This is a genomic window from Streptomyces sp. NPDC086554 (assembly GCF_040686095.1).
Classification (GTDB): Bacteria; Actinomycetota; Actinomycetes; order Streptomycetales; family Streptomycetaceae; genus Streptomyces.
This window is the reverse complement of the sequence record NZ_JBFBJK010000012.1, coordinates 62,963-81,191: the sequence shown is the minus strand read 5'-3', so window position 1 is coordinate 81,191 and position 18,229 is coordinate 62,963. Positions and strand designations below refer to the sequence as shown.

General features: G+C 70.4%; 19 protein-coding genes. 6 read left to right on the top strand and 13 right to left on the bottom strand.

Annotation, left to right across the window (positions count from 1 at the left end):
• The 3 genes from AB0O76_RS21210 to AB0O76_RS21200 form a co-directional block, all read right to left on the bottom strand.
• Positions 1-2,229 (bottom strand): tetratricopeptide repeat protein (locus tag AB0O76_RS21210; protein ID WP_365493322.1); only part of this gene is annotated, 2,229 nt, incomplete at its 3' end.
• 30 nt (positions 2,230-2,259) lie between these two features.
• Complete coding sequence (locus AB0O76_RS21205; protein WP_365493319.1) at positions 2,260-2,577, bottom strand: trypco2 family protein; 318 nt, start codon at positions 2,575-2,577, stop codon at positions 2,260-2,262.
• 72 nt (positions 2,578-2,649) lie between these two features.
• The gene (locus AB0O76_RS21200; protein ID WP_365493316.1) at positions 2,650-2,805 is read right to left on the bottom strand and encodes a hypothetical protein; all 156 of its coding nucleotides are present in this window, start codon (positions 2,803-2,805) and stop codon (positions 2,650-2,652) included.
• A gap of 109 nt (positions 2,806-2,914) precedes the next feature.
• On the opposite strand from AB0O76_RS21200, the gene AB0O76_RS21195 reads away from it, so the two are divergent.
• Positions 2,915-3,367, top strand: a complete 453-nt coding sequence (locus AB0O76_RS21195) for a hypothetical protein (protein ID WP_365493313.1) — start codon at positions 2,915-2,917, stop codon at positions 3,365-3,367.
• Between the two features lie 32 nt (positions 3,368-3,399).
• Here the strand turns inward: AB0O76_RS21195 and AB0O76_RS21190 are convergent, their stop codons facing one another.
• The 3 genes from AB0O76_RS21190 to AB0O76_RS21180 form a co-directional block, all read right to left on the bottom strand.
• The gene (locus AB0O76_RS21190; protein WP_365493310.1) at positions 3,400-4,125 is read right to left on the bottom strand and encodes a DUF5063 domain-containing protein; all 726 of its coding nucleotides are present in this window, start codon (positions 4,123-4,125) and stop codon (positions 3,400-3,402) included.
• Positions 4,118-4,717: a recombination mediator RecR gene (recR, locus tag AB0O76_RS21185; protein ID WP_030781910.1), complete on the bottom strand. Its 600-nt coding sequence runs from the start codon at positions 4,715-4,717 to the stop codon at positions 4,118-4,120. Before recR ends, AB0O76_RS21190 begins: the two co-directional genes overlap by 8 nt.
• A gap of 68 nt (positions 4,718-4,785) precedes the next feature.
• Positions 4,786-5,127, bottom strand: a complete 342-nt coding sequence (locus tag AB0O76_RS21180; protein WP_266869678.1) for a YbaB/EbfC family nucleoid-associated protein — start codon at positions 5,125-5,127, stop codon at positions 4,786-4,788.
• A gap of 321 nt (positions 5,128-5,448) precedes the next feature.
• Between AB0O76_RS21180 and AB0O76_RS21175 the strand changes: the two genes are divergently transcribed.
• Positions 5,449-6,225: an SLATT domain-containing protein gene (locus AB0O76_RS21175; protein WP_365493305.1), complete on the top strand. Its 777-nt coding sequence runs from the start codon at positions 5,449-5,451 to the stop codon at positions 6,223-6,225.
• Between the two features lie 1,160 nt (positions 6,226-7,385).
• Here the strand turns inward: AB0O76_RS21175 and AB0O76_RS21170 are convergent.
• The 5 genes from AB0O76_RS21170 to AB0O76_RS21150 form a co-directional block, all read right to left on the bottom strand.
• Complete coding sequence (locus AB0O76_RS21170) at positions 7,386-8,036, bottom strand: hypothetical protein (protein ID WP_365493303.1); 651 nt, start codon at positions 8,034-8,036, stop codon at positions 7,386-7,388.
• 71 nt (positions 8,037-8,107) lie between these two features.
• On the bottom strand, positions 8,108-10,534 hold the full coding sequence (locus tag AB0O76_RS21165; RefSeq protein WP_365493300.1) for a dolichyl-phosphate beta-glucosyltransferase: 2,427 nt from the start codon (positions 10,532-10,534) through the stop codon (positions 8,108-8,110).
• Positions 10,531-11,232: a GntR family transcriptional regulator gene (locus AB0O76_RS21160; RefSeq protein ID WP_365493297.1), complete on the bottom strand. Its 702-nt coding sequence runs from the start codon at positions 11,230-11,232 to the stop codon at positions 10,531-10,533. The genes AB0O76_RS21165 and AB0O76_RS21160 overlap by 4 nt, the downstream gene beginning before the upstream one ends.
• 142 nt (positions 11,233-11,374) lie before the next feature.
• Entirely contained in the window at positions 11,375-12,736 is a 1,362-nt protein-coding gene (locus tag AB0O76_RS21155) for an aspartate aminotransferase family protein (protein WP_365493294.1), read from the bottom strand.
• Between the two features lie 113 nt (positions 12,737-12,849).
• Positions 12,850-13,350 (bottom strand): hypothetical protein, encoded by a 501-nt coding sequence (locus AB0O76_RS21150; RefSeq protein ID WP_365493291.1) that lies wholly within the window; start codon positions 13,348-13,350, stop codon positions 12,850-12,852.
• Between the two features lie 100 nt (positions 13,351-13,450).
• Here AB0O76_RS21150 and AB0O76_RS21145 point away from each other — a divergent pair, with 100 nt between their 5' ends.
• Both AB0O76_RS21145 and AB0O76_RS21140 read left to right on the top strand, forming a co-directional pair.
• Positions 13,451-14,179, top strand: coding sequence for a response regulator transcription factor (locus AB0O76_RS21145; RefSeq protein ID WP_365493288.1), 729 nt, complete (start codon positions 13,451-13,453; stop codon positions 14,177-14,179).
• The gene (locus tag AB0O76_RS21140; protein ID WP_365493285.1) at positions 14,179-15,543 is read left to right on the top strand and encodes a HAMP domain-containing sensor histidine kinase; all 1,365 of its coding nucleotides are present in this window, start codon (positions 14,179-14,181) and stop codon (positions 15,541-15,543) included. The genes AB0O76_RS21145 and AB0O76_RS21140 overlap by 1 nt, the downstream gene beginning before the upstream one ends.
• Here the strand turns inward: AB0O76_RS21140 and AB0O76_RS21135 are convergent.
• A complete protein-coding gene (locus tag AB0O76_RS21135; protein ID WP_365493282.1) occupies positions 15,473-16,288 on the bottom strand; it encodes a VTC domain-containing protein in 816 nt (271 codons plus the stop codon). The genes AB0O76_RS21140 and AB0O76_RS21135 overlap by 71 nt on opposite strands.
• Positions 16,285-16,968: a DUF4956 domain-containing protein gene (locus AB0O76_RS21130; RefSeq protein WP_365493279.1), complete on the bottom strand. Its 684-nt coding sequence runs from the start codon at positions 16,966-16,968 to the stop codon at positions 16,285-16,287. The genes AB0O76_RS21135 and AB0O76_RS21130 overlap by 4 nt, the downstream gene beginning before the upstream one ends.
• A gap of 146 nt (positions 16,969-17,114) precedes the next feature.
• Between AB0O76_RS21130 and AB0O76_RS21125 the strand changes: the two genes are divergently transcribed.
• Together AB0O76_RS21125 and AB0O76_RS21120 are read left to right on the top strand one after the other, a co-directional pair.
• A complete protein-coding gene (locus AB0O76_RS21125) occupies positions 17,115-17,711 on the top strand; it encodes a DJ-1/PfpI family protein (RefSeq protein WP_365493276.1) in 597 nt (198 codons plus the stop codon).
• A complete protein-coding gene (locus AB0O76_RS21120) occupies positions 17,708-18,193 on the top strand; it encodes a helix-turn-helix domain-containing protein (protein ID WP_365493273.1) in 486 nt (161 codons plus the stop codon). Before AB0O76_RS21125 ends, AB0O76_RS21120 begins: the two co-directional genes overlap by 4 nt.
• Positions 18,194-18,229 lie beyond the last annotated feature (36 nt).

The window sequence follows — 18,229 nt, the reverse complement described above, 5'->3', positions numbered from 1 at the left end:
CAGACGATCGGCCAACGTCTGCTCGAACAACGCGATCGCACCACCCACATCACCCGCCGACTCATACGCGTGGGCAAGGTTGTTCCTCGACAACAGCGTGTCCGGATGATCCCCACCCAACACCCGCTGGCAATCGGCCAACGTCTGCTCGTACAGCGGGATCGCACGCCCCACATCACCCGCCGCCTCATACGCCGTAGCAAGATTGTTCCTCGACGACAGCGTGGACGGATGATCCCCGCCCAACACTCGCGTGACTGCCTTCAGGGCGCGGTGGAAGAACTCGGTGGCCTTGCGCACCTCACCTTGCCCATGGAGATACGTCGCAACCCGATTGAGGACTCGGTAGGTGACCGCCGTGTCCTCAGCAGGTCTCCATGCCTTGAGCAGAGCCTCCGCGTGCGGCAGGAGGTTCCTCCACATCGGCCATCCCTGCACGTTGGCCGTGGGATCACTCGGGAGCGCATCGCTCACCCAAGCCGCAGCTTGGTCGCGAGCTGCGGTGATGAGGGCCTCGGTGCGGTAGGGGTCGTCCTCCGATGGGGTGCGGGCCACCGTTTGGATGAGTCGGTGGACGCCGAGTGTCGTGCGGGTGAGGGTGATCATGTCGTAGTTGGCGAGCAGGGCCAGGAGGCGGGTCAGGTCCACGGGGTTGTCCGTGAGCGGGGTGAGCAGGCCTCGGGGGATGTCTGTCGGGGCGTACCACGCCGCGATGCGCAGGAGGTCCACCGCTCGGGGGTCGCGTTGCTGGAGTGCGTCCAGGGTTATCCGCCAGATCCGTGCCATCGTGCGGGCGGGGTCCGAGCCCTCTGGGGCCGCATCCGTTATCTGTTCCGGGTGGTCCCGAAGCATGTCCAGGTACTCGCCGATGGATATCTTGGACTGGGCGATGAAGGCTCCCGCCTGTTCTAGGGCCAGGGGCAGGTGGCCCAGCGCCTCGGCCAGGGTTCGGGCGTCGCTCTCGTCCTCGTCATCCTCCTCCTCGCTCCCGGCCGTCAGGCGTGTGAGCAACTTCAGCGAGGACTCCGCGTCCAGCACCTGGAGCGCGATCGGCTCGCCGACCCAACCCCACTTGCAGCGGCTGGTGATCAACTGGCGCCCTGACTCCCGGAGTTGTCCCGTGAACTCCCCCACATCCTGCGGGTTCTCCACGTTGTCGAACACCAGAAGCCACCCCGGATGCGCCTGCAGCCACCCGATGGCCCACGAGACGGCCTGTGCGGTGGGCTGGTTGGCGGCGAGGTCGCCCCGGAGGCGGGCGGCGAGCGCGGCGAATCCTGCGTCTATCAGCTCGGGCGTATCCGACTGGATCCACCACACCAAGCGGTACGCCGCCAAGTGATCGTGGGCGTAGTGCAGCGCCAGCGTCGTCTTGCCGACGCCGCCGAGTCCATGCAGAGTCTGCGTGATCGTCTGGGAGTCCTCAGCGAGGGCCAGGTTCAGCTCGGAGAGCACTTCCTCACGGCCGACGAACGTGCGTTGCGGTAGCGGCGGCAGGTTGTTCAGGCCTCGGGGTGCATCGATGTCGTATGCCGTGCGCGGGAGTTCTGAAGACGTGAGAGCCGAGACGTCCTCCAGGACCAACTCTCCCCCCGCCGCCTTCACCGCCATCGTGAATCCAGGCCTCGCGGCCAGCGACGCCACCGCGACCGCCGTCAGCTGATCCGCCTCGTAGTCCCGCGCCCGGTCCGTCGTGACCACGCCGACCAGCCGCCCCTGCGAGAACAGCGCCGCCCCGGACGCCCCCGCCCAGCGCGACTTCGCGTCTGGCTTTGACGGGGCGGCCACCCCGTCGACGTACGCGGTGATCAGACCACCCGACTTCAGGCCCGTCAGCGTCTCGACATGCCCCCGGATCTCCTTCGTGTCTCGGACGGCGTCCCGCACCTCCGAGCGGGGGAACCCGACGGCCAGACAGGCCAGTTGGCTCTCGCTGACCGCCGCCTCGATCCGACCCCACCGCACCGGATCGGCATCACCCGGCGGCGTCCACGACGCATCCTTGATGCGGATCAACGCCGCATCGGCATGCGGCTCCCGCGCCAGGTCAGGCGGCGTCTCCGGCCACAGCACCTCCGCTGCGGCCCACCGCGCATGCCCCTCATGATCAAGCCGCCGGACCTCTAACTCAACGGCTCCTAGCACATTGTGAAGAGCCGTCAGTACGAGCCGATCCGCAACGAGATAGCCGCTGCCCGCCCGCTTACCGGAAGGGCTCCAGATCTCCATGACCCGTTGTACGTCCATGGGGTGGCCGCCCTACTCGGGGCGCTCCTCGGCGGACTCATCGCCGACCCGCGCATCCTCGCCCGTCCCCGGATCCACCGGCTGGAGCGTGAGCTTGACGCGGCTCACCGTCCCCTTGGCCCGCCCTGCCTTCGCCTCCGCGCTGAACGGCAGCACGAACACCTTTGCCCGCGCCTCACCGTCCACCCTCACATCAACGGAGAACTCCAACTCCACCGGCCCGGTACGGAATTGAAGCCCCTGCCCGCGGCCCTCATCCGCCGCCCGCTGAAGCTCCCCGCGGATCGCCCCGATCGCCTCGGCCAGCCCGGCCCACGCCTCGTCCGCCACGGTCCCCCGCCCCCTTGCGCAGTTGTGTGACTCAGCGTAGCGCCAGGCTCCGCAACTGGGCGGCGGTAAGCGCTACTCCGACTCGGAAGCCTGGGCCTGCGCGATTCCCTGCTCTTTACGGATTTCCCGCAGACTGTGCCCCAGCACGTACGCCTCGGTCGCGGTACGCGCCGCCTGCCTGCGCTGCTCCCACTCGGCATCGGACACGTCGGGCTGGCTTTCGCGCATCCGACTCTTTACCTCTGTCCAGCTGCTGTGCCGACTCATCGGGTGCCTCCGTCTGGCCTGCGGTCGAATTCTATTGTGTTGTGCCTGTAGTTCACGGTGATACTCCGGCATGAGCAGAATCGCTGAAGTCATCGTGCTGGCGCAGGACGCAGACGACGTCATCGAGCCAATGACCCGGCATGACGACGCACGCACCTGGAAGGGCACCTTCTTCGAGATGCGGCCGGGTGGAAACTGGGGTTTCGGGTGGGGCGCAGAGTTCGTACGGATGAGCAGCAGATCCGGGCTGCTGAAACACCTGGAGTCCCTGCCGTGGCCCCGGCCGGAGACGGTCCAGATGCTGATCCATGACGAGGAGGACGACTGCTTCGGGTTGTGGATGATCCACGACGGCAAGCTGGTGGAGATACCCCTTCCCCGCACCCGGCGGGCTTACTGGAGCGGGCCCCACGACGATGAGTTCCCGCCCGACCCGGGCATCCTCAACAGGACGGACAGCCACCCCATCGACTGGCCTCAGGAGATCGAGGGCGGAGACCGGTCTCGGCCGCCAGCCTGGTGAGGGCGAGCAGGGGGCAGCGGGACCACGGCCCGTTACTGAATCGAGCGCAGGCCCAGCGGGCCCGCGAGTTCCTCCGCCATGACCTTGCCCGCCGCCTCCGCCAGCGCGTCTTCCGCCAGGTCCTCGTCCGTGTCCAGGCCGTTCAGGTCCTCGAGCGGTTGGTTCAGCCTCACATGTGCCACCAGGGACTGGAGGGCTCGGAGGGCGGCCGAGGCCGTTGAGCCCCAGTTGGAGAAGTACGAGAACTGCCACCACCAGAGGGCCTCGGTCGTGCGGCCCGCGCGGTAGTGCGCCAGGCCGTGCGAGAGGTCCGCGACCACGTCCGCCAAGTCGTCCGAGATGCGGGCCGCGACCGGGGCCTTGCGGGGCTCGTAGGGGTCGAAGACCTCCGAGTAGACGTCTACCGGCTCCAGGAGCAGCGCCAGACGTTCGCGGAGGTCGTCCACGTCGCGCTCCGGGCCCAGGTCCGGCTCGTAGCGCTCCTCGGGGACGATGTCCTCGTGCGCGCCCAGGCGGCCGCCGGCCAGGAGGAGTTGGGAGACTTCCAGGAGGAGGAAGGGGACGGCTGAATCCGGCTCGTCGCCCTTTGCCACCTCTGTCACCGCCACGATGAAGCTCTCGATCTGGTCCGAGATCTGCACCGCGAAGGAGTCCGGGTCCTGGGCGGCCGCGTGCAGGAGGACCGGCGGCTCGGGGGCGACATTCGCTTCCGGCTTTGCGTCCGGCTTCGCTGACTTCTCAGGCTGGTTCTTAGACATCTAGGAGTCGTCTCCCCTCGAAGGCGCGGCCCAGAGTGACCTCGTCCGCGTATTCCAGATCTCCCCCGACAGGGAGCCCGCTGGCCAGGCGGGTGACCTTCAGGCCCATGGGCTTGATCATGCGCGCGAGGTACGTCGCCGTGGCCTCGCCCTCCAAGTTCGGGTCCGTGGCCAGGATGAGTTCCGTGACCGTGCCGTCGGCCAGACGCGCGAGGAGTTCTCGTATGCGCAGGTCGTCCGGGCCCACGCCCTCGATCGGACTGATCGCGCCGCCCAGGACGTGGTACTTCCCTCGGAACTCGCGGGTGCGTTCGATCGCGACTACGTCCTTCGGCTCCTCCACCACGCAGATGACCGACAGGTCGCGGCGGGGGTCGCGGCAGATGTTGCAGAGTTCTTCCTGCGCGACATTTCCGCAGGTCGCGCAGAAGCGGACCTTGTCCTTCACCTCTAGGAGGGCGTGCGCGAGACGGCGTACGTCCGTCGGCTCCGCCTGCAGGATGTGGAAGGCGATCCGCTGCGCGCTCTTGGGACCGACGCCGGGCAGCCTGCCCAACTCGTCGATGAGGTCCTGGACCACGCCTTCGTACACGGGACGCCTTTCCTTCTCTTCTTCTAGGGTCGAGCTCTGATACGTACGGTAGTTGGCCGGGGGGTTTCTTAGAAGGGAAGCCCCGGGATGCCGCCGCCGCCCAGGCCCTGCGCGAGCGGGCCCAGCTTCTCCTGCTGGAGCGCCTGCGCGTTCTCGTTCGCCGCCTGGACCGCCGCGACGATCAGGTCGGCGAGGGTCTCCGTGTCCTCCGGGTCGACCGCCTTGGGGTCGATGACGAGGCCGCGCAGTTCGCCCGAGCCGTTGACCGTCGCCTTGACGAGACCGCCGCCCGCCTGGCCCTCGACCTCCGTGCGCGCGAGCTCCTCCTGGGCCGCGGCGAGGTCCTGCTGCATCTTCTGGGCCTGCTGGAGCAGCTGCTGCATGTTGGGCTGGCCACCACCGGGGATCACGATCAGCTCCGTTTCATGGGGGTCACATATGGATCTTTTGTGGGTCTTTTATGGGTCCATCGGGCGGGTTTTCCCGCCTGGAATGAGCCTACGTGGTCGGGGGTGCGATCGCCCCAGCACTCTTTCGAGTGAGATCAGCGGTCCTCCTATACCTGATCAAGCACCTCTTCCGGGCGGAAATACCGCGAAAACGGGCTCATGGCCACCCATTGGGCGGTAGGACTGGGGGGCTGCGCATCAGCACCAGGTGTCACAGGGCGCGCACCGTACGGAACCGCCGCAGGGAACAGTCAGGGATCTCGTAGAGGTAGAGGGAGTGCCGTGAGCCAGCCGGATATGCAGCCCGAGGGGGTGCCCCATGACGGGCACGGGCAGAGTGCCGGGGCAGGCGCGCAGGAGAGCGCCCAGGGCGGCACCGAGGGCTCCCGGGCCGGGGATCTGACGGGGCGGAGCTTCCCGCTCGGGGACTGGGGCGAGCCGGCCGCGCGGCTCGACGAGCTGTACCGGTGGGTGGAGCGGGGTGCGCTCAATACGGCGGCCTGGTATCTGTCCGACCGCGCCTGGAAACGGCGCGGGGCGCGGCTCTCGCGCGTGGGCGCGGCGCTGGGGGCCGTGGGGGCGGGGGTGTTTCCGCTGCTCGATCTGGCGGGGGCGGTGGGGGAAGTCGCCACGTGGGGGTTCGTCTCGCTGCTCGCGGGGGTGGCGTGCGTGGGATGCGACCGCTTCTTCGGCCTGACGTCCGGGTGGATGCGGGACGTGGCCACGGCTCAGGCGGTGCAGCGGAGGCTGCAGGTGCTGCAGTTCGACTGGGCGTCGGAGAGTGTGCGGGAGGTTCTCGGGCCTACGGAGGGGACGGCGAGCGAGGCGGCCGAGCGGTGCCTTGGGGTGCTGCGCCGCTTCTCGGAGGACGTGACGGAGATGGTGCGGGCCGAGACGGCGGACTGGATGGTGGAGTTCCGCTCCGGCCCTGCGCCGCTGGCCATGCAGGCGCTGGTGCCGGCCTCCCGGGGGGAGGGAGGTCCGCCTCCTGCGCGGGCCGCGCTGCCGCCGGGGGCGCGGCCGAACATGCCTCGGCAGCGGCCGCCGGAGCCGAGGTGAGGTGAGTTCGCCTCCCGGCGGGCTGAGCGGCTTCGGCTGCCCGGCGTTTGATTGGCGCCGGGGCCGCCCGGTTGTCCCGAGAGTGGCGGTTCCGGGCTGGGAGTCAAGGGCGCTCCGCTGCGCTGCGCGTCGGCTGCGCCGATTGCGCTTCGCTTCACCCTTGACACCCAGCCCTCCACCGCGAGAAGCGTGATGACCGGGCGGCCACGAAGCGGGGCTCACGGGGACTGGGGGTTGGGTCATCCGGCTTGAGCGCCGGGTGCGGACTAGTTCGTTTCACGTGCCGTCCGTCCGGCTGGAGGGGTGCGCGATCCGCTCGGGGATGGGTCCAGGTTTCGTCAAGCGGGTGCGGACCGGATCTTCGGGGGTGGCCGTCGGGGGCAGGGTGCGCGAAGGACGCGTTCGGGTGTGGGTGTGGGTGTGGTTCGGGTTCGGGTTCGGGTTCGCGGGAAGTGCCGTGCCCCTGCTGCGACTGGCAGTCCGGCGGGATCGGGCTCGATCGGGTGGGGTCGGCGCGGGTGTGGGCTGGGGGTGGGGGACCTACTTTGGGAAAGTTGTGTTCTGGCACAAGGGGGGCGCGCGGGATTCGAAACGCAACTTTGCCGAAGTAGGTCCCCCACCCCCCCCGAGCCGGGACCTACTTTGGGAAAGTTGTGTTCTGGCACAAGGGGGGCGCGCGCCCGAGGCAAACGCAACTTTGCCGAAGTAGGTTCCCCACACCCCCCGAGCCAGCCAATCCCCGGGGGGGGCAACTGGCCACCGGCTTCAGTGAGTTGCATACCTGACACCTGACACCCGGCGCCCGCGCCCCGGGAGATCCGGTCGGCGGACGCTTGACGAGACCGGGACCCATCCCCGGACCGACCGCGCAGCTCCTCCACCTCACGGCGCGCTGCTCCGAACTAGTCCGCACCCGGCCGCGAAGCCGGATGACCCATCCCCGCCGCCCCGAGAGGCCCGCTTCCTGGGCCGCCCGGTCGGCGTTCACCCGCGGTGGAGGGGCGGGTGTCAAGGGTGGAGCGGAGCGGAATCGGCGCAGCCGACGCGGAGCGCAGCGGAGCGCCCTTTACAGCCGGCCCGGAACCGCCAACCTCGTAACAGCGGGCGGCCCCGGCGCCGACTCGACGCCGGGACAGTGAAGCCCCGCCCCCGCGCGGAAATCAGCTGTAGATGATCATTGAGCCCTGGGCCAGGCTGCGGGTGGTTGCCGCGTGGAGGCCCAGCCAGACGTGGCGTTCGCGGGCGAAGGGGCTGTCGTCGTGCGGGGCCGGGGCCGCCGGTTCCTCCAGGGACGTGGGGGCCTGTGGCGGCGTCGGTGGGCACGGGGGGTTCGCGGGGTCTATGCCGATCGACGGGGCCACGAACTCCAGTTCCCGCAGCAGCGCCTGTGCCGAGCCCAAAGGGCCGCCGCCCGAGAGCAGTTCGTCGTTGGAGAGTGGTGCGGGGAAGTCCACGGGGACGTACGCACCCGCGTGGTCGTAATGCCAGACCAGATGCGACTGCTGGGCCGTCGCGTCGAACATCTCCAGCAACTGCTCGTAGTCCCCGCCCAGTTCGTCCACCGGCGTCACCTCGAGGCCGCACACCTGGAGCAGGTACGCCCGCCGCAGGAAATGCAGCGCGTCGTAGTCGAAACCCGCGATCGGGGCGACGTCCCCCGACAGGCCCGGCATGTACGAGAAGACGGGGACGGGCGGAAGGCCCGCATCGGTCAGTGCCTTGTCGTACGCCGCGATCTCCTCCGCGAACGGGTTGTCGGGGCTGTGACACAGCACGTCGACAAGCGGGACCAGCCACAGGTCACAGGCCAAGGGTGCTCCTCAAATCGGTCGGACGTTGGACCTTCCCCGCGCTCAGGCAGCGTAGTCGCGGCGCGAGCCCCCTAGCTGCCCTTGTGCAGATCCCAGATCCACACGCCGTCTACCCACTTTCCGGGGCGGTCAAGGAGTTCCTCGACCGTCACGCGAAGTTCCACGTCATGCTCCTGCGGGGCGAGGACCAGGACGCCCGCCTTCCAGTACGCCAGGTCGGCGCGGGCGGCGGCGCGCCACTCCTTGGTGATCTGCGGGGCCCGGCCCGCCGAGCGGACGTCCCGCAGGAGGTTCGACGTGTTGCGGGGCGACGCCCCGTAGATGCCCACGCGGTCCGGGCCCCACGGCCCGTTGAAGTAGCCGCCGGGGAGGCGGAAGCCCAGGTCGGCGCTGGTCTGCCAGTGCAGTGCCTCCGCGTTCGCGGGGTCCGGGAGAGGAACCGGTACGAGCGATTCGCCCTCCCCCACGTACCGCTTCCAGGTCCCGTCGGCGATGAACTCCGGCACCTGCGCACGCTCCACCGCCCGCAGCGGCGCCGGCACGATCGGCAGCAGGGCCAGAGCGACGGCGGTGACACCGGCGTAACGAAAAGCCGTGCGCGGGGCCGTGAGCAGGCGGGCGAGCGCGAGCGCCACCAGCATGCCGAGCGCCGGCGCGCACACCATCGCCACTCGTGACTCGATGACCGACTCGAAGAGGGGGAGATGGGCGAGAGGCCGCCACGGCCCGGGAAGGACCACGTCCGTCAGCGGGATGCGGAACTTCGGGCCCAGCGAGAGGAACGCTGCCGCGAGTGCCGTGAACGCCAGCGCCTTCACCACCGCCCGCTCCCAGAGACGTACGACGATCGCGAAGGCCAGCGCCACCAGGGGCCAGCCGTAGAACGCGTTCTGCTCGGTGGGGTTCAGGGAGAGGGCGCTCGCCGTCTCCTCGTCGCCCGCGAGGGAGCGTTCCGAGAAGGAGAGCAGGGCCAGGGGGCTGTTGCCCGCGTTGTCGCCGTGCAGCACGCTCGTATAGCTCTGCGGGCCGAAGAACTGCCAGTACAGGGGGAACGCGACGAGGGGGACGGTCACCGTGAGTGCGACGCCGAGGCCCCGGGCCAGCGGTCTGAACGCCGCCTTCGCCACATCCCTGCGCACCACCCCGTACGCCGCCGCGAACAGCAGCATGCCCATCGCCGCGAGCAGCAGCGGCTCCTCGCCGAGGAAGATCTGGTACGTGACGAAGAGGCCGAGGACGACTCCGTTGCGTACGACCCGCGTGCCCTCGCCCTCGCACAGCCGCAGCGCCCTGTCGATGATCAGCGGGATCATGAACAGGACCATGAAGTTCGGGTGCGCGTGGGCGTGGCTGATCATCGGCGGGGCGAAGGCGGCGAGCGCCGCGCCTACGGCCGCCGCGCCCCGGTGGCGTACGAGACGCCTGACGATCAGCCAGTACCAGGTGATCGCAGTCGCGGCGAGGCCCAGCGTCATCGCCGCGTTCAGGGCGACCGCCGGGCCGAAGAGCCAGGTCACGGGGGCGAAGGGGACGGAGAGGCCGAGCATGACCGTGTTGGCCATGAGGTTCACGCCGTCGGGGAAGTTCTGGAGGGTCGTGAAGAGGGGGTTCTGGAGGTGGCGGACGTTGTCCGCCGTCACCGCGAAGAACCACTCCCACTGGTTCTGGTCCTGGAGGGAGTCGGGGAGATAGCGGTCACCGGGCGCTACCCAGCGGCCCGAGTAGAGGGCGACGGACAGGGCCAGGAAGAGCGCCACGACCAGGAGATCGGCCGGGCGCAGGGTGCGGGCCTTCAGCGAGGTCAGTTCGGCGAGGACCTTCACGTAGTCGAAGGGGCGGACCTTCGAACCCTCCTGGTGCGCCCAGCGCACGGGCACCTCGGCGATCGGCCGGCCCGCGCGGCGCAGGTACTGGAGTATCTCGACGTCGATGCCCCAGCCGCACAGCCGGGACGCGGCGAAGGCCTCGCGGGCGTGGTCGCCGTCGAAGAGCTTGAATCCGCACTGGGTGTCGCGGATCCCGGGGACGGCGACCGTACGTATCAGGAAGTTGCCGCTGCGTCCGAGCAGCTCGCGCAGGCGGTGCTGGCGGGCCTCGATCGTCGCGCCCGCTCCGGCGCGGGAGCCGATCGCGGCCGCGTGGCCGTCGGTGAGCGCCTTGTCGAGGCGTTCGAGTTCCTCGATGGGCGTTGCCAGGTCGGCGTCGGTGACCAGGACGCGGGCGCCGCGCGACGCGAGGACGCCGAGGCGCAGGGCGTGGCCCTTGCCGCGGTTGCGGTCGGAGCGGATCAGATGGACGCGGGGGTCGTCGAGCTCCGCGTCGACGGCGATCTCGGCGGTGCGGTCGGTGGAGCCGTCGTCGACGACGATCAGCTCCCAGCGGGCGCCTCTGTCCTCCGGCCCGGCCCCGTCCAGGTACGCGCGGATCGCGGCGAGCGTGGGGGCCAGTCGTCGCTCCTCGTTGTAGGCGGGGACGACGACTGTCAGATCCACACTCATGCAGCGGCCGCCAGCCGCTCGATGAGGGCGAGGGAGTGGGCGTTGTACTCCGCGACGATTCTGTGCGCGGCCTGCGGGTCGCGGCGCGCAAGGGCGTCGACGAGCTCGGTGTGCCGGGCCCACAGGGTGCCGCGCAGGTCGCCGTCGCCGCGTTCGACGGCGCGGCGCAGGTAGGTGACGGCGCAGACCCAGGACTGTACGCGCAGGCGGTGCAGGAAGTCCGAGAGGTAGGGGTTGCCGAAGAGGGCGCTGAGCTCGCGCCAGAAGCGCAGGTCGTAGCCGATGAGTACGTTCAGGTCGCCCGCGCAGGCCGCGCGGGCGGCCTCCTCGCCACGACGGCGTACGGAGACGAGGCCTGCGGCGGCATCAGTGTGCGCCGCCGCGTTGGTCATGAGGTCGCGGAAGATGCCGTCGGAGACGAGGCTGCGGGCCTCCAGCATGCCGCGGTAGTCCGCGAGGGAGTGCTCGTGGACGCGGTAGCCGCGGTGCTGGTCGGCGTCGAGGAGGCCCTGCGCGGCGAGGTTCACCAGGGCCTCGCGGACCGGGGTCGCGGAGACGCCGTACTGCTCGGCGATCTCCTTGACCGTGAACTCCTGGCCGGGCTCCAGACGGCCGCCGAGGATCTCGTCGCGCAGCGCGTCGGCGATCTGCTGGCGCAGAGTGCTGCGGATGACGGCGGGGCCGTCGGGTGCGGGCATGGTGGTGGGCCTCCCCCGCCGCGTTCTGGTCGTGAACGGGTGGTCGTCCGTGGTCGTCTTCGCTTACGAGCACGTCAGACTACGCGGTCGGGGTTCCCGGAGCCGGGCACCTCGTTTGTCGGCACCCGGCGGAGCCCAGGCGTTACGCGGTGTGCTCGTCCGCCACGCTCAGCGCCGCGTCCAGCGCCGCGAGGCCCTCCTTCGCCTCCGTCTCCGTGATGTTGCACGGCGGGACGACGTGGGTGCGGTTCATGTTGATGAAGGGCCACAGGCCCTGCTTCTTCGCGGCCGCGCCGAACGCCGCCATCGGGGCGTTCGCCTCGCCGCTGGCGTTGTACGGGACCAGCGGCTCGCGCGTCGTCTTGTCCTTGACCAGCTCAAGGGCCCAGAACATGCCGAGGCCACGGACCTCGCCCACGCTCGGGTGCCGTTCGGCGAGGTCCGCGAGGGCGGGGGCGATGATCTCCGTACCTACGCGGGCCGCGTTCTCGACGACGCCCTCGTCCTCCATGACGTTGATCGTCGCGACGGCGGCGGCGCAGGCGAGCGGGTGCCCGGAGTAGGTGAGACCGCCCGGGTAGGGCCTGCGGGCGAAGGTCTCGGCGATGGCGGAGGAGATGGCGACGCCGCCGAGCGGGACGTAACCGGAGTTCACGCCCTTCGCGAAGGTGAGGAGATCGGGCACGATGCCGCCGTCGAAGTGCTCCGCGGCGAACCACTTGCCCGTACGCCCGAAGCCCGCCATGACCTCGTCCAGGATGAAGACGATGCCGTACCGGTCGCAGATCTCGCGTACGCCCTTGAGGTAGCCCGGCGGCGGGATCATGATGCCTGCCGTGCCGGGGACGGTCTCGAGGATGATCGCCGCGATGGACTGCGGGCCCTCGAAGGCGATCGTGTCCTCCAGGTGCTTGAGGGCTCGCTCGCACTCCTGCCGCTCGTTCTCCGCGTGGAACGGGCTGCGGTACAGGAACGGCGCCCAGAAGTGGACGACGCCCGCCGTGCCGTTGTCGGAGGGCCAGCGGCGGGGGTCGCCGGTGAGGTTGATCGCGGCGGAGGTGGCGCCGTGGTACGAGCGGTAGGCGGAGAGCACCTTGTGGCGGCCCGTGTGGAGACGCGCCATGCGGGTCGCGTTCTCCACGGCTTCGGCGCCGCCGTTGGTGAAGAAGATCTTGTCGAGGTCGCCCGGGGTCCGCTCGGCGATGAGGCGTGCGGCCTCGGAGCGGGCTTCGACGGCGAAGGCCGGGGCGAACGTCGTCATCGTCGCCGCCTGCTCCTGGATCGCGGCGACGACCTTCGGGTGCTGGTAGCCGATGTTCGTGAAGACGAGGCCGCTGGTGAAGTCGAGGTAGCGGTTGCCGTCGTAGTCCCAGAAGTACGAGCCTTCCGCGCCGGCTGCGGCGAGGGGGTCGATCAGCTCCTGTGCGGACCAGGAGTGGAACACGTGCGCGCGGTCCGCGGCCTTGACGGCGGCGCCGACCTGGGGATTCGGCTGAGGGGTCATGTGGGCGAGGGTAAATGTCCACGATGCGGATAGGACATGGGCGTCCTGTTTCGCGGGGGCGGGGGGTACTGGACAGTGTGTCGGGGTGACAGGTCAGTCCTCGGGGTGACGGGTCAGTCCTCACCCACCACCCGCGCCTGCGGCTCCCCGCCCGCCCCGCAGCGGATCTCGTACGCGAGGTCCTCCCGCTCGTCGTCGTCGCTCGGCTCCGCCTCCAGGCGGGCCACCGCGCCAGGACCCCGCTCCACGTCCTCGTCGATGTGGAAGCCGTCCGCCGGGCTCCAGGAGACGAGGTACACCGTGCCGTCGCCCCGGCACTCGACCGTCGCCGTGCCGCCGGTGAAGCGGAGACTTGAGCGGTCAGTGGTCGGTTTCGGCGGCTTCGGCGGCTTCGACGACTGCGACGGCTGCGACGGCTTCGGATCAGGCGAAGACGGGGACGGCGGCATCGGTGACTCCGCCAGCGCCCTCCGCACCGCCGCCTCGTCCAGCGGACGACTGTGCGCCGCCCCTCCACCGTCCGAACTCGCCAACTGCCAAGCGCCCAGCGCCCCCGCAGCCGTCCCCACCCCCACCCACGCCGCGGTCACCGCCGCGCTCCGCCACTTCCTCATGCGGGCTTCCTCATACGGACTTCCTCATAGGGAGACTGTGCCGCACAGTTTCCTAACGCCCGGTTAAGGGCCGCCCAAAGCCCCTCACTACGGTGGTTGTATGGCCCACCTTCTCGTCGTGGAGGACGATCCACAGCTGCGCGGCGCCCTGGTGCGTGCCCTGCGCGACAAGGGGCACGCCGTCGCGACCGCCCCCACCGGCATGGCGGGGCTCGATGCGGCGGTCACCAGCAGGCCCGATCTCGTCGTGCTCGACCTGGGGCTCCCTGACGTCGACGGAGCCCAGGTGCTACGCATGCTCCGCGCGGTCAGCGACGTACCCGTCATCGTGGCGACGGCCCGCGACGAGGAGCCGGAGATGGTCTCCGTCCTGGAGGCCGGGGCCGACGACTACATCGTCAAGCCCTTCGGCGCCGCCCAGTTGGACGCCCGTGTCAAGGCCGTCCTGCGGCGCCTCGGCGCGGACGAGATCGAGGAGCCACTGCACATCGGCGGTCTGGCCATCGATCCCGCCGCCCGTGAGGTGTCCCTGGACGGCACCCCGATCGACCTCACCCCGCGCGAGTTCGACCTCCTCGCCTACCTGGCCCACCGCCCCGGGCAGGTGATCTCGCGCCGCGAACTTCTCGCCGAGGTCTGGCAGCAGCCCCTGGGCGGCGCCGACAAGACGGTGGACGTCCATCTCTCCTGGCTGCGCAGGAAGCTGGGCGAGACGGCCCAAGCGCCCCGGTATCTCCACACCGTTCGGACCGTGGGTGTGAAGCTGACCGCGCCCGATGCCAACCAAGGCCCAGCTCACGGCCCAGGCTCAGGCCCAGGGGTCCGCTGATGCGGCGCCGCCTGCTGCTCCTCACCGCCGCCACGACCGCCCTCGTCCTGACGGCACTCCTGGTCCCCCTCACCCTCCTCACCCGTACCCACGCCGCCGACCGTGCCACGGCCGAAGCCACCGCACGGGCCCAGTGGGTGGCTCATGCCCTCGGGCCCGCGCTGGCCACCGCGGCCGAGCGCGAGACCGCCGAGCAGACCGTGGAGAGCGTCAACACCCCGGGGCTGCCCACCACTTCACTCATTCTCGCCGACGGGTCCCGGATCGGTCCGGCCATCGGCGAGAGGACGCCCCCCGTCACCGACGCCATCCGTCTCGCCCGCACCGGTCGTGCCTTCACCTACGAGCCTTCCACCGGCGGACGCCAGGTCCTTGTCCCCGTCCAGGGTGCCGAAGGCGGCACCGCCGTCGTCCAAGTCACGCTCACCCAACGGCAGTTGTACGCGGGGATGATGACGTCCTGGCTCGTGCTCGCCGGGATCGGGGTCGGGCTCGTGCTCATCGGGCTGCTGCTCGCCGACCGTCTGGGCGCCCGTCTCGTCGGCGCCACCCGGCGTCTCGCCCGCACGGCCGACCGCCTCGCCGCAGGCGACCTCTCCGCCCGGGCCACTCCCGAGGGGCCGCCCGAACTCCGCCTGGTCGCAGGCGAACTGAACCGCCTCGCCGCCCGCATCGACGAGCTCCTCGCCGCCGAGCGCGAGAACGCCGCCGATCTCGCCCACCGCCTGCGCACCCCCGTCGCCGCCCTCCGCCTGGACGCCGAGACCCTGCGCGACACGGAAGAGGCGCACCGCATCGCCGCGGATGTCGCCGCCCTCGAACGCAGCGTCGACGACGTCATCCGCAAGGCCCGCAGGCCCCTGAGGGACACCCCGCACGCCGACCTCGCCGCAGTGGCCCGCGAACGTGCCGCGTTCTGGCTGCCGTTGGCCGAGGATCAGGGGCGTACAACCGAAACGGAGACCCCCGACGCGCACACACCCGTCCCCGTGCCCGTTCCCGAGGACGAGCTGGCCGCCGCCCTGGACGCCCTCATCGGCAACGTCCTGGACCACACCCCCCAGGGCACCGCCTTCCGCATCACCGTCCGCATCACCCCGGAGGGCGGCGCCGAACTCACGGTCGCCGACGAAGGCCCCGGTCTCCCCGCGACGTACGCGGCCGAACGCGGCACCAGCGGCGGCGGCTCCACCGGGCTCGGCCTGGACATCGCCCGGCGGACGGCCGAGGACGCGGGCGGCACGTTCGGCACGTTCGGCACCGCGGACACCGCGCCGGGCACCCGGGTCACGCTCACCTTCCCCCGTGCGCCGCAGCCCCCGCCCGGGGAAACGCGGTCCGCACCGCACGCGCCCAGCGGTTGATCCCCAACTCGGGGCGCAGCGCGGCGAATCCGCCGCAGTATTTGGTGAAGTCCGCTGCCCGGACGCCGTATCGGTGCAGTACGCGGTCCGCCTCCGTCAGATGCCCCTGCGTCTTGGTCTCCACGAGCACGAGACCGCGGTCCGCCTCCACCGAACGGCCCGTGGCCATGTCGCGCACCACGAGCCCCGCGTCGCACGTCACCCGCTGCCCGTCGGCCACGAAGGTCGCCCGCCGGTACTCCGTGACCAGCGCCTTCGTCAGCCCTCCCGGCGCCTCGATCCCATACGCCCCCCTCAGCACGCCCGCCAGATAGCCCTGCCGTGCGGCGTCAAGCGCGTGGTCGGCGCCCTCCAGACGCTGCCGGTGCTTGACCGTCTCGCCGCGCCCGCTCTTCAGCTTGATCTCGAACTGCCGCTCCCCACTGTCCTGGTAGAGCCGCTCCCTGATGCGGTAGCGCAGCCGCCGCCCCTGCCGGTGCTCGTGGAAGGTCAGGAGTTCGGGGGTGTCGTAGTACGTCGAGTGGTAGCCGAACCAGCGCTTGCCGCCGATGCTCAGGGCCCGGAAGGGGCCCGAAGGGCGGCGCGGATCTGTGAGCAGCGCGGCCAGGTCCTCGAATATCTCGACCGGCACGAGATAGCTGTTGTCGTAGCGGGCGAGCAGTTCCGCCCGCGCGTTCACCTCGTCAAGCGCGATGGGGTGCGCGGCGAGCGCGGCCCTTCCGATGGCGCGTACGGCGGGGTTCACACGGTCTCCTTCTGGGGTGCGGGGGCAGGCGTGCGGGACCGGGTCGTGCGTCGTCGTTGTGCTGTACGTACTCCTGCGAACTCCCCGGCCCGCCCGGAAGGTTCCGGCTGCCGGAAGCGGACTTCCACAACCATCAGGTCGCGTACGTAGTCGACCTCCTGGACCGTCCAGCCGAGCGGCTCCCCCAGGCGCCGGGCGAGCTCGGCGCGCAGCGCGGTCTCCTCCCGGTACACGGCGTCCAACGTGACGACCGTCCGCCGGTCACCGGCGTAGAGGCGCGGATGGTCGGCGACGTACATGACCAGGAGAAGGACGGCCGCCAGGCCGCTCGCCATCGGCAGCGAGAGCCCGGGAAGGCCGCAGAGCAGGCCCAGGACGAGAGTGATGAAGTAGTACGCCACTTCCTGGTGCTGCACCGCGTCCGAGCGGAGCCGCACGATCGAGAGCACACCGAAGAGCCCGAAGCCGAGCGCGAGTCCGCCGTCGCCGCCGGCGCTCGCGAGGGCGGCGACGACCGCGAAGAGCGCGACGTTCAGGGCGAGATAGGCGGGGACCAGCTCGCGCCTGCGGTGCCTCGGATAGAAGACGCCGAAGGTCAGCAGGGTCACGGCCACGAGGTCGAGGCCGAGGTGGGCCGCGATCTGGCCGGTCTGTTCGAGGGTGGTCTGTGTGCTGTCCATGACCAGGACGCTAGGGACGGGCGGGTTAACGCCGCCCCCAGTACGGGTTAACCCGTGAGCCCCTTGACAGCATGCTGTCGTTTCGACAGCATGCTTACATAAGCACAGCACAGAGAACGGCAGCCGAATCAGCGGAGGTATTGCCCATGTCCCGCAAGCCCGTACATCTGGCCGTCTACGACACGCTCGCCGACTGGGAGCCCGGCCACGCCACGGCGTGGCTCGCCCGCGACGGATACGAGATCCGCACGGTCGCCGCAGGATCGACCGACCTCGTCACCACCATCGGCGGCATGCGCGTCAAGCCCGATCTGACGCTCGCCGAGCTGCGCCCCGAGGACAGCTCGCTGCTGATCCTGCCGGGCGCCGACCTGTGGGACACCGGCGACGACCTCGCCCCCTTCGCCCGCACGGCCCGCGCCTTCCTCGACGCGGGCGTGCCGGTCGCCGCGATCTGCGGGGCCACTGCCGGGCTCGCCCGCGAGGGGCTGCTCGACGACCGCGCGCACACCAGCGCGGTGTCGTTCTATCTCGCGGCAACCGGATACAAGGGCGGCGAGCGGTACGTGGACGCGGACGCCGTCATCGACGGGGGCCTGATCACGGCAGGGCCGACCGAGCCTGTGGCCTTCGCGCGCGAGATCCTCGGGCTGCTCGGCGCCTTCGAGGGCGAGAAGCTGGATGCCTGGTACCGCCTGTTCCACGACTCGGACCCGGCCGCCTTTGAGGTGCTGAATTCGTGAACACCGACCGCGGTCAAGTGCGGGAGCAACAGGACCTGTTCTCCCGCACCGCGCTGGGCGTCTTCCGGCTCAACGGCCAATTCCTCTCCGTGGCGGAGGAATTGGCCAAGCCGGGCGGGCTCACCGCCGCCTGGTGGCAGGTGCTCGGCGCCGTCCTGCGCGAGCCGCTTCCGGTATCCGGGATCGCCCGCGCGATGGGCATCACCCGGCAGAGCGTGCAGCGCATCGCCGACCTCCTGGTACGGAAGGGCCTTGCCGAGTACGTACCGAACCCGGCCCACCGCCGCGCGAAGCTCCTGCGCCCCACGGACGAGGGCCGCGCGGCCGTCGAGAAGATCGGTCCCGGCCATGCGGAAGCGGCGGCGCGCCTTGCCGCCGCGCTCGGCGATGAGGAATTCGCCGAGACCGTACGGGTGTTGGAGCGCCTCTCCCGGGCCGTGGCACAACTGGAAGGCGATACGGAACCCGTTACGGAGCCGTAGCAGACAGTCAGCCCCACCCCGTCCCACGACCGCACT